This is a genomic window from Pedobacter sp. N23S346 (assembly GCF_048515415.1).
Lineage (GTDB): Bacteria > Bacteroidota > Bacteroidia > Sphingobacteriales > Sphingobacteriaceae > Pedobacter.
Genome location: NZ_JBLYEE010000005.1, coordinates 311,571 through 322,318, shown reverse-complemented (window position 1 = coordinate 322,318; position 10,748 = coordinate 311,571). Strand labels below are relative to the sequence as shown.

8 protein-coding genes and 2 tRNA genes are annotated in these 10,748 nt (G+C 38.7%); 4 read left to right on the top strand and 6 right to left on the bottom strand.

What is annotated here, in order from left to right; translation table 11 throughout:
* Nucleotides 1-5: 5 nt before the first annotated feature.
* The 4 genes from ACN1CD_RS11810 to ACN1CD_RS11795 all read right to left on the bottom strand — a co-directional run bounded on the left by ACN1CD_RS11810 (nt 6) and on the right by ACN1CD_RS11795 (nt 4,099).
* Nucleotides 6-1,676 carry a Hint domain-containing protein gene (locus ACN1CD_RS11810; protein ID WP_419130595.1) on the bottom strand — a complete coding sequence of 557 codons (1,671 nt, stop codon included), beginning with the start codon at nt 1,674-1,676 and terminating at the stop codon, nt 6-8.
* A gap of 734 nt (nt 1,677-2,410) precedes the next feature.
* Nucleotides 2,411-3,628 (bottom strand): site-specific integrase, encoded by a 1,218-nt coding sequence (locus ACN1CD_RS11805; protein ID WP_419130594.1) that lies wholly within the window; start codon nt 3,626-3,628, stop codon nt 2,411-2,413.
* A gap of 249 nt (nt 3,629-3,877) precedes the next feature.
* A tRNA-Glu gene (locus ACN1CD_RS11800) sits at nt 3,878-3,949 on the bottom strand.
* Nucleotides 3,950-4,023: 74 nt separating this feature from the next.
* Nucleotides 4,024-4,099 (bottom strand) — tRNA-Met (locus ACN1CD_RS11795).
* 113 nt (nt 4,100-4,212) lie between these two features.
* On the opposite strand from ACN1CD_RS11795, the gene era reads away from it, so the two are divergent.
* The 3 genes from era (at nt 4,213) to ACN1CD_RS11780 (ending at nt 7,203) form a co-directional block, all read left to right on the top strand.
* Nucleotides 4,213-5,109, top strand: coding sequence for a GTPase Era (era, locus tag ACN1CD_RS11790; RefSeq protein ID WP_419130593.1), 897 nt, complete (start codon nt 4,213-4,215; stop codon nt 5,107-5,109).
* Between the two features lie 132 nt (nt 5,110-5,241).
* On the top strand, nt 5,242-6,543 hold the full coding sequence (gene der, locus ACN1CD_RS11785; RefSeq protein WP_419130592.1) for a ribosome biogenesis GTPase Der: 1,302 nt from the start codon (nt 5,242-5,244) through the stop codon (nt 6,541-6,543).
* A 144-nt stretch (nt 6,544-6,687) separates the two neighbouring features.
* Nucleotides 6,688-7,203, top strand: a complete 516-nt coding sequence (locus tag ACN1CD_RS11780; protein ID WP_419130591.1) for a GNAT family N-acetyltransferase — start codon at nt 6,688-6,690, stop codon at nt 7,201-7,203.
* A gap of 169 nt (nt 7,204-7,372) precedes the next feature.
* On the opposite strand, the gene ACN1CD_RS11775 is transcribed toward ACN1CD_RS11780, so the two are convergent.
* Together ACN1CD_RS11775 and ACN1CD_RS11770 are read right to left on the bottom strand one after the other, a co-directional pair.
* Nucleotides 7,373-7,879 carry a GNAT family N-acetyltransferase gene (locus ACN1CD_RS11775; RefSeq protein ID WP_419130590.1) on the bottom strand — a complete coding sequence of 169 codons (507 nt, stop codon included), beginning with the start codon at nt 7,877-7,879 and terminating at the stop codon, nt 7,373-7,375.
* A gap of 89 nt (nt 7,880-7,968) precedes the next feature.
* On the bottom strand, nt 7,969-9,576 hold the full coding sequence (locus tag ACN1CD_RS11770) for a S41 family peptidase (protein ID WP_419130589.1): 1,608 nt from the start codon (nt 9,574-9,576) through the stop codon (nt 7,969-7,971).
* 189 nt (nt 9,577-9,765) lie between these two features.
* On the opposite strand from ACN1CD_RS11770, the gene murQ reads away from it, so the two are divergent.
* Nucleotides 9,766-10,572 (top strand): N-acetylmuramic acid 6-phosphate etherase, encoded by an 807-nt coding sequence (murQ, locus tag ACN1CD_RS11765; protein ID WP_419130588.1) that lies wholly within the window; start codon nt 9,766-9,768, stop codon nt 10,570-10,572.
* Nucleotides 10,573-10,748: the final 176 nt, after the last annotated feature.

Sequence of the window (10,748 nt, the reverse complement as noted above, 5' to 3'; positions counted from 1 at the left end):
GCGGTTTATTTTCTTGCGAAATGACTTTCTACATCCGTTGCCCAATAGGTGTCCAGCTGCCCTTTAATCCACTCTTTATCCGCCGCACGCTGCGCAGTTAGATCCTGCTGTGCATAGGCATCCCCTACCAATATGCCATTTGCATAGAAAGTACCCACCTTATTTTGAGCTGTATCCTCTTTCTCCAGCACCAGATTATGGAACAAATAGTTATAACCGTCCAATTCTTCCACCTGCTGTACCGTTGCGGTTCCATCTACCTCCCGAATTTCATCTCCAGGCTGCAGTTCATTGGCGCGCACCATTTCTGTCCCTTTAAAAAAGGCATGATGATGTGTGGTCACCACATCGTGAAGTTCTCCGTACTGTTCAAACGTAATTTTAAGCACTGCACCCGGATGAACCCCTCTTGTGGTCGCCCTAACCGTTGCAGTTTGTCCATCTGATAGCACCACATCCCCGGCCACAAAATCTTCTATCGCTTTTTTTGAGCCATCCTGTAAAGTCACCATTGTTCCACCGGCAAGGCAATGCCATACAAATGAAAGCGGCATGATATAAGCTGTTCCGTCCAATGGATCAACATCAGGCAATGGACTGCTGGCAATGGTTGCAAAAGCAGGCTGACCTGACGCCAGCGTTACCATGATGTAACAGGTAAAATAAGCATATAGATCCGATGTCCACGGAATGCTATTGAAAACAATCGGGTTACCTGGCGGATAGGCCAAAGTTCCAGCAGGAAGGTTCCAGATTAAATTGTTAGGGTTATTGGGGTCGATATTAAAAGCAGCATTCACTGTTGCTATGTCTGAGGGCAACAAAGTTGCTGCCCCTCCGCTACTTGTATTGGTTACTTTTATCGTAATTTTAAAATTTGTGCCCTGAAGCTGCCGTATTGCACTTGGGAAAACAACATTCCCTGCGAACGGGATCCTCCCTATAGGATGATCCTGGGTAGACTCATTCCACCAGTAATCCAGATCCGTATTGGCAACCGTCCAGGGCCGTCCCAACCCTATATTAATCGAATTAGGATGGATCGGACGCGTTGAAACCCGAACAGGGCTTGTGACCACAGGGTCTGCCACAGGTCCGTTTGGCGATTGTTTAACCACCACTCCCGAAGCACCTGGTACAGCACCAGCCTGTAATAATGCCGACTGTGGCTGATAATTATAGTCAAGATAGGCAGTCATATTGTTGTCTGGTCCGGAAGTCGCATTACTTGTTTTAACAAGTACAGTGGTTATAGGGGTATAGCCTTCGTTGGTACCACTTGCCCGGACATTTCCAGCGCTGTCAACAACGTATAAAGCGAGGTTAATAGAAACTGCCCCTCCCGCTACTGTTCCCTGTCCATTTGCACCAATATAGTTGGCTGCCGTGGCTCCGATATCCAGCACGTCAAAACTGGTTATCCAAGGATCATTGGGGTCATCGCTTTTCAAAAGTTGAAAACCATGTTCTAAATGATGGTTTTTGATATCGTCAAGCAATTGGTAAGAACCTGGAAAAGTTTCCCGTGTACGGCCGCTTAATTCATTCATTAAGGTTGCAAATGCAAATTGTTTTGCATCTGTAAAATCATAAACGAGATGACCATCCGCAGGGACAATGGAATTGATGTGAGCAAAGAGATCTTTCTGTTCGCTTGAGAGGTTGAGAGCATTCATGTAAGTTATTTTTAGGTTAAATTGTTTGAAAAAATTATCAGTTATAATAGAGTAATTTATAAACAGGCCAGCTCAAAAAGTTTTAGGATTATCCAAACACTAAACTTTAAGATATCTGCAATATACCATATTAATATTTACAATTCAAAGCATGATAATTAATTACTATAAACCAACAGCAATTTAACAATACCACTGATCTACTGCACCTTACAAAAACAGCCCGATTACCATAATAGCCATACATTTTTTAGAAAGGGAACCCTGAAAAATTAGGTCATTGAATAAATTATTATTTTAATACTAGCTCAATGATCTTTGTACCCTACTTTTTTCTAAAATAATAATAAGTACTGTGGATAGCTTTTTTAGAAAGAGAAAAAACAACATTTGAACACTTCGTCCAATATTCAAAACAGTTAGCAAGAAACATTTTTTAAACCAATTTCCATAACACAGTATGATAAATGTAACCAAAGTGTGAAATCCAAACATTTAATTTTTCTAACAAAAGGTAAGTGATTTGGTGAGTCGCTTTCAAAAAATCCTTCCAGATAGACCTAGAACGCTGAAAATTGGATAAAGTTCACATCCCAGCGGGTTTAAGTACCTCAGTTTAAAAAGGGAATCTATTGCAAATTTGAAATATTCTCCACAACTAGATATTCTAAAATGTTAAAAGCCGCAAAAGTTTTTGCGGCTTTTAACATTTACTCTGAAAGCTAAATTAAACTTTAATTACTACTGTACCGTTGTTTAAGCTTACCCATATCATGGCTGACCTTGGTATCAAGAACTTTTGCATAGTGCTGAGTAGTTTTTAAGGCACTATGCCCAAGTATTTTGCTAACTGTCTCTATTGGAACCCCATTCGAAAGAGTTATTGTTGTAGCAAATGTATGCCTGGCCAAGTGAAATGTCAAATGTTTATCTATACCACAAACATCCGCTATCTCTTTCAAGTAAGCATTCGTTTTCTGGTTGCTTAATACTGGCAATGCCAAACCTCTGTTTTCGCATTCAGGATTGTGCTTATAACGATTTAATATTTCAACGGCATTTGGTAAAATTGGTATATGGGATGACGTTTCAGTTTTTTGTCTCTTAGTAAATATCCATTTTTCGCCATCTACTCCTACGGCTATTTCAGTGCGTTTTAGTTTTTTAACATCAGCATAGGATAATCCTGTAAAGCAACAGAAAATGAAAATATCCCGAACTTGTTGTAACCTTCCTATAGTGAATTCTTTAGCTATGATCTTATCTACTTCCTTTTGGGTTAAATAGATGCGTTCTTTGGCTTTTGCTGTGGATTTATAGGCTATGAAGGGAGCCTGTTTTAGCCAGCCATTCGCTATACAGTGATTAACGATCTTTTTAAGGTGTTTAATATATTTTGCGGCAGAAACATCGCTACACTTACAATCTGCCCGTAAATAATGTTCAAAATTGTTAATGAAGGCATAATTAAGTTCGCTTATCTGAATATCATCTTGGGTATACTGTTTTCGAATGAAATCTGTTAAGTGTTTTTCAGATGTAACGTAGCCTTTTAATGTATTGACTTCAAAGCCATTTCCGATTAATTCCTTTATCCTCGAATTATGTTCTGCAAATAACCTCATCAGATATTTGCTTTTTTGTGATTTGCCTACAAACTGTCCTTGCAAACTCGCTGCTGTAACCTGTTGCCCTGTGTCGAGTAAAGCCTGATGGGCCATTCTCATCTTACTTTGTAAGCTATCTAGATAGTTATTGAGGGTTCTGACGTCTTCCTTTGTGCCAATGGCACGCCCTGCAGAACCATTCCATTTGTCGGATTGGCATTCACGACCAATAGACATTTCTGCCCGTTTACCATCTACGGTGATGCGCAGATAAATGGCCTTTGGGCCTCCTTTGTAGACTTTTTGCTTTCTTAGATAATAAAGCAGATGGAAATTACCTTTCATAATTACTTACTTAGAGTGAAACAAAAGTAAGACAGCAGATTTTCCGTATCAAGATATTTAATAACTGAACATCTTGATGTTCAGTTTGTTATTGAGAATTCGGTGCGTAGGTTGTTTCATTCTAGATACGCACCGAAATACACACTTTTTTATTGCGATTTGATGCATATTTTAGGTTTTTGATATCAATAAAAAACCCTGCAAATGTTTGATTTGCAGGGTTTTGACATCATTTGATATTGATTTTTGTAGCCCGTAGGGGAATCGAACCCCTGTTTCCAGAATGAAAATCTGGCGTCCTCACCCCTAGACGAACGGGCCATTTTTTTAAGCTTGAAGCTAACAGACCAAAGTCTAAAGCTTTTAACTTTCTGCTTTAAGCTTTCAGCTTAATTTGGTAGCGGGGACACGACTCGAACGTGCGACCTTCGGGTTATGAGCCCGACGAGCTACCAACTGCTCCACCCCGCACTCTATACAACTCGTTTTTTCTTTGAATTAAATCCTTAACTCTGTTTCCGAATTGGAATGCAAAGATATAATTCGTTTCTTTGTGCTGCAAATTTTTTTTAAAAAATATTTTAATGGCGCATAAAGCAGGTTTTGTAAGTATAATAGGTAAACCAAATGTAGGTAAATCTACCCTCATGAATGTGCTTGTAGGCGAGCGACTTAGCATTATTACCCCTAAAGCGCAAACCACAAGGCACCGTATTTTGGGGATCGTAAATGAAGAAGAATATCAGATAGTTTTTTCTGATACCCCGGGTATAATCAAGCCAAAATACAGTTTGCAAGAGAGTATGATGAGCTTTGTTAACGGATCTTTAACTGATGCTGACGTACTTTTATTTGTAACTGATATCAATGAAACGCATGATGAAGATGATGTTTTGGATAAAATTTTCAACAGAGATATCCCAACAATTGTACTCATTAACAAAATAGATAAGGCTTCGCAAGACCAGGTTGATGAAAAAATCGCTTACTGGCAGGAGAAGTTAAATCCGGTTTCTATTTACGCCATTTCGGCTTTACACAAACATAATGTAGATGGATTATTGGATCGCGTTTTGGAAATGTTACCAGAGCACCCACCGTATTATGATAAAGAAGATTTAACGGATCGTTCAGAGCGTTTCTTTGTTTCTGAAATTGTTCGTGAAAAAATCTTCCTGAATTATCAGAAGGAAATTCCATATAGTACAGAGGTGATTGTAAAAAGCTTCAAACATGAGGAGCTTAAGAATGGCAAAGGCCAGATGGTTAGAATTAGTGCTGAAATTGTGGTAGAACGCGATTCGCAAAAAAATATTCTTATCGGTACTGCTGGTAGCATGCTTAAAAAAGTAGGTACTGAAGCACGGATCGAAATTGAGAAATTTTTAGATACTAAAGTGTTTCTGGAACTGTTTGTAAAAGTGATTCCAGACTGGAGAAGTAAAAAGAACTACTTAAAAAGCTTTGGTTACGATAATTAACCGTACCTTTGCAGCCCGAAATAAATCGGTTAGTAGTTGATAGTCAATGGCTGATAGGCCAAATCGTTTAAGCAGCTTGCTTAGGCACCACGACCATTAACTATAAGCCATTAACTATCAATTAGAATACCCATGAGTAATATTATCGCCATCGTAGGCAGGCCAAACGTAGGCAAAAGCACCCTTTTTAATAGATTAACTGAAAGTCGTAAAGCAATTGTAGATGATGTGAGTGGCGTAACCCGCGACAGGCATTATGGAGTAGGGGAGTGGACAGACCGCCAATTCACCGTAATTGATACTGGTGGTTATGTAGCCAACTCTGAAGATGTTTATGAAGCGGCTATCCGCGAGCAAGTGATGATTGCCATTGAAGAAGCCAGTGTTTTGGTTTTTATGGTGGATGTAACCACAGGCATCACCGATTTGGATGATGACATTGCACAAGTGCTTCGTCGTAGTAAGAAACCGGTTTTCGTTTGTGCAAACAAAGTAGATAACACGGCTTTATATAGCGAAATCAGTACTTTCTATGGTTTTGGTTTAGGCGAGATTTTCCCGCTTTCTTCTATGACTGGTTCTGGTACTGGTGAGTTATTGGATGAAGTTGTAAAACACTTCGAAGATATTCCGGAAGAAGAAAACGAGTTGCCAAAAATTACCATTGCTGGTCGACCTAATGTGGGTAAATCATCTTTGGTAAATGCATTGATTGGTAAAGAAAGAAATATTGTAACCGCTAATGCTGGTACTACCCGCGATTCTATTAAAATTCATTACAACCAGTTTGGTCATGAATTTATGTTGATCGATACTGCTGGTTTACGTAAAAAAACCAAGGTTAAAGAAAATCTTGAATTTTATTCAGTAATGCGTACCATTAAAGCTTTAGAAGAAGCGGATGTGGTTGTTTTGATGATTGATGCACAGGAAGGGATCGAAAGTCAGGACATTAATATTTTCCACTTAGCGGAGAAAAACAAAAAAGGTATCGTAATCCTGGTGAATAAATGGGATTTGATTGAGAAAAATACGCAAACGATGAAAGCGTTCGAAGAGCACATTCATGAGCGGATTCGCCCTTTCACTGATGTGCCTATCGTATTTACATCTGTGTTAAACAAACAACGTATTTTCAAGGCAATTGAAGTGGCGCTTGAAGTTGCGAAAAATCGTGGTAAGAAAATTCCTACATCAAAATTGAATGATGTAATGTTGCCATTGATTGAGAAATTCCCACCACCGGCATTAAAAGGTAAACACATTAAAATCAAGTACATTACGCAAATTAATGGAACATCGCCAATGTTTGCGTTCTTCTGTAACTTGCCTCAGTATATCAAAGATCCGTATAAACGTTTCATTGAAAATAAATTAAGAGAGAATTTTGATTTTTCTGGTTCGCCAATTCAAATTTTCTTCAGACAGAAATAGTGGAAAGGTAGAAGGTTAAAAGGTAGAGAGCTGAAGGTCCAAATCCATAAGGAATCGTCATCGGATGAATATTGGCATAGCGCCTATATTCATCCGATGCCTAAAAGAATCCTTGCATTTGCAGAATCTATTTAACTTTGCCAAATGCAATTACAAGTAATCAATAGTCAACAAGCAGATTTTGATATCATTTTCAAATTCTACGACATGGCTATTGCCCATCAGAAAAAAGTTTTCAATAAACATTGGCAAGGTTTCAGTAGAGAATTGGTGGAAACCGAAATTGCAGAAAACCGCCAGTATAAGATATTGGTTGATGGTGAAGTTGCTTGCGTTTTTGCTGTCACCTTTAATGATCAGTTAATCTGGGGCGACCGCGATAATGATGCCATTTACATTCATCGGATTGTTACGCATCCCGATTTCAGAGGCCTTTCATTTGTTAAGCAGATTGTCACCTGGGCGAAAAAGTATGCCGCAGAAAATCAACTTAAGTTTGTCAGAATGGATACCTGGGCAGACAATGAAAAACTATTGGCGTATTACACCAGCTGCGGTTTTGATTACGTTGGCGTGGCTACCATGGAAAAAACTGAAGGCTTGCCGAAACATTATGAAGGAATTAGTTTAAGTTTATTTGAAATTAAGGTTGAACAATAAGTTTTACTGATGCTCTAGCAATTTCAAAGTATAAGCTAAGCTTTCTTTAGCACCCCCCCAGGCCTTATGTTCGGGTACAACAATTTTTGTATCAGGATATTTTTGTTGAACTTTTTTTGATGGTTTTCGGCCATTCGGCTAAATCTGATTCAAATTGGTGTGATATAAATTATTTCAATTTGATCTTCCAGCTGAGCATATCAGCTACGTTTCCAATGTGTACAAAATTATTCTTTTCTAAGATCGCATAGGAGGCTATATTTTCTTTCGTGGTGGAGGCAAAAATAGCTTGTACATCAGGTTGTTCTTTTGCCCAATTTACTATTCTGCCAATGGCTTCCGTCATAAAACCTCTGCCACGAAAAGCTTCATAAGTACCGTACCCGATTTCAATTTCTCCATGCTGATCGGGCTCGCCGACAAAAGAGATATCGCCTACAATTCTGTTTTCTGCTTTAGCAATAATGACCCATAAAGTATTGTAGCAATAGTTCTCGTCCTGATCAAAAACACCTGGTAATGTACTTTGTCTCAAAGCTTTTTGCAATCCGGGCGATATGCTTTTCTTAGTTGGCAGAAGGCCAAATTCTTGCTCTAAAGAATGATCGTCTTTGATGTATTTTAAAAGTTGATCGTGATGGAGCGGTTTTAAAATGAGGCGTTCTGTTTCGATCATGATTATACTAAAAGCTTATACAATCAAACTAATATTGATCAAGAAAGTTTTTGTAATTCTGCAACCCCGGTTATAAAATCTTCATATGTCTACTGTAAATTGGCCAATGCTTGTTTAACGGCGTTATCGGTTTGGTTAACAGATCGGTAGTAGCCAACATCGCCTAGGTAATACCGGCATAACAATGCTTTTAAATCATTTAAAATCACCGTTTTCGAGCCATAAAGTTGTAGTCGGTCTATCGTAACATTTTTACGCTGAATATAGCCGATAAAATCTTTAAAGTCGTTATCTCCTAAATTGAAATAATTGATGTTCTGTTCCACAAAGCTGGCACTATAGCGGCTGGTTAAAACATTAAATACATAATCTGACAATACTTTTTTGCTCACCAAGCCGGCATAAAATTTATTGTATCCGGTAGTATCTAACTTCACAAATACATCAGGTTGAATACCTCCGGTTGTTTTAGCCCGCTTATGTTGCTGTAGGTTTACGCCTTCATTTTTTTCTATCGAATCCTGAAAAGAACTCCGGTCGCCGGTTAATTCTCCATCGCTCATGCGTTCATCCAACTCATGTTTATAAGCATCATAACCTTTTTTATATGATTTCTGAATGCTTCTTCCTGATGGTGTATAATACCTGGCAATGGTTAAGTTGAGTGCAGAACCATCTCCAAAAGCAAATTGTTCCTGTACCAGGCCTTTGCCAAAAGAGCGTCTGCCCACAATAATACCACGACCTAAATCCTGAATGGCTCCGGCTACGATTTCGCTCGCAGAAGCCGTATTTTCATTAATCAGTATGGCTAATTTTCCATTTTGAAAGGCACCTGTTCCGGTAGAGAAATAATCTGTTCTTGGCTCGTGTTTACCTTGGGTATAAACAATTAACTTGTTCTCGGGTAAAAACTGATCTGCTAAACCTGTGGCTGCAGAAAAGTAACCACCGCCATTATCGCGCAAGTCTAAAATGAGCTTTTTCATGCCCTTCGCTTTTAAGTTAGCAGCGGCAGTTGCGAAATCACTATCGGTATTGGCACCGAACTTACTAATCCGAACGTATCCGGTTTCAGGGTTAATCATGTAGGAAGCATCGATGCTGCTAATGTTCACTTTGCCGCGGGTAACCATTAACCGGCTTTGTACCTGCGTACCACTGCGCAACAAAGTTACCCCAACTCCGCTACCCGCTTTCCCTCTAAATCTTCCTGTTAATTTTTCTTTAGGTAAATTTCTTCCACTTACCATGGTGGTATCAATGGTTAAAATTTTATCACCCAGTTTAATACCTGCCTGATAAGCTGGCCCATCTTTCACTACACCAGTTACCATCATGGTATCATTAAGCATATAATATTCTATACCCACGCCCTCAAAATTTCCTTCGAGATTATCCGTCATATTCTGCGCATCTGCAGGAGGTAAATAAACACTATGGGGATCTAATTGATGTAAAACGCTATCAATCGGCAAATTTTGAAATGAATCTGTGTTAATGTCATCAACATAGTTTTTGTTGATGATGTGAAGAATTTCTTCGAGCTTTTCGTCATTATTATTTGCTAGTTCAGGTCTTCTGCTTACGCCAAATCCTTGATCTTTAATAAACTTAATACCCAAATACATGCCCACTATCAGGATCACGGAATAGCTTATGGCAATCAGTATGTTTGTACGGGTATTCTTTTTCATTGGCGTTATGCAAATTTATGAAAATAAGCGGGTTGATATATTTTTTAACTGCATTTTCTTGTCTTTTGTTTATAATATTTCACATAAATTAACAGTTCAAAGGAGCCTTCCTGATGTGATGATCTATATTTTTAAATTTTTAGGATAGATTTTAGAAAAGATTTACCGAATTTTATCAAAAATAAACATATGAATAGAGTTACCGAGCAAGAATCAAACTATAGCCACATTGATGAAATGTCGGTAATGGAAGTTTTGCAGGGGATCAATAATGAAGATAAAACTGTTGCCTTTGCTGTTGAAAAATCTTTGCCTCAAATAGAAAAATTAACTTCGGCTGTGGCTGAAAGAATGAAAAAAGGTGGTCGTCTTTTCTACATTGGCGCGGGTACCAGCGGCCGCTTAGGTGTAGTTGATGCATCCGAATGTCCGCCAACTTATGGTGTTCCGTTTGATTGGGTGGTAGGAATTATTGCTGGTGGTGATACTGCGATTAGAAAAGCGGTAGAGTTTGCCGAAGATGATGCCGTACAAGCCTGGAAAGATCTGCAGGAATTTAATATCAACGAAAAAGATTGCCTGGTTGGTTTGGCTGCTTCGGGCACTACACCTTACGTAATTGGTGGCTTAAACACCGCACGTAAACATGGTATTTTAACGGGTTGCATTGTTTGCAATGCCGGCGGACCAATTGCTGCAGAATCTGATTTCCCGGTAGAAGTGGTGGTAGGCCCTGAATTTGTTACGGGTTCTACAAGAATGAAATCCGGAACGGCACAAAAGTTGGTTTTAAATATGCTGAGTACTACGGTAATGGTTCAATTGGGCCGTGTGGTAGGAAACAAAATGGTAGATATGCAGTTAACTAATCATAAACTTGTTGATCGCGGTACGCAAATGGTGGCTGATGAATTAAATGTAAGCTATGAAATTGCTTCAGATTTGCTGAATAAACATGGGAGTGTGCGTAAAGCTGTAAATGCCGGGCAACATTAGAAATGAATGAAGGTGAGAAGGATAGAAGGATTGAGTTAGAGAATGATAGAATTGGAGAATAACAGAATGAAAGAATGATTGAATTTAGCGCTGGTATTAGGTAATTCATGGATTTTAAACTTATTCATTCATTCACTCAACATTCAATCATTCAAAATTTTCTCATTTAGTCATTC

Coding starts and splice junctions, on each gene's coding strand:
- ACN1CD_RS11805 (WP_419130594.1), bottom strand. CDS start 3,628: ATGAAAGGTAATTTCCATCTGCTTTATTATCTAAGAAAGCAAAAAGTC.
- era (WP_419130593.1), top strand. CDS start 4,213: ATGGCGCATAAAGCAGGTTTTGTAAGTATAATAGGTAAACCAAATGTA.
- ACN1CD_RS11780 (WP_419130591.1), top strand. CDS start 6,688: ATGCAATTACAAGTAATCAATAGTCAACAAGCAGATTTTGATATCATT.
- ACN1CD_RS11770 (WP_419130589.1), bottom strand. CDS start 9,576: ATGAAAAAGAATACCCGTACAAACATACTGATTGCCATAAGCTATTCC.
- ACN1CD_RS11775 (WP_419130590.1), bottom strand. CDS start 7,879: ATGATCGAAACAGAACGCCTCATTTTAAAACCGCTCCATCACGATCAA.
- ACN1CD_RS11810 (WP_419130595.1), bottom strand. CDS start 1,676: ATGAATGCTCTCAACCTCTCAAGCGAACAGAAAGATCTCTTTGCTCAC.
- der (WP_419130592.1), top strand. CDS start 5,242: ATGAGTAATATTATCGCCATCGTAGGCAGGCCAAACGTAGGCAAAAGC.
- murQ (WP_419130588.1), top strand. CDS start 9,766: ATGAATAGAGTTACCGAGCAAGAATCAAACTATAGCCACATTGATGAA.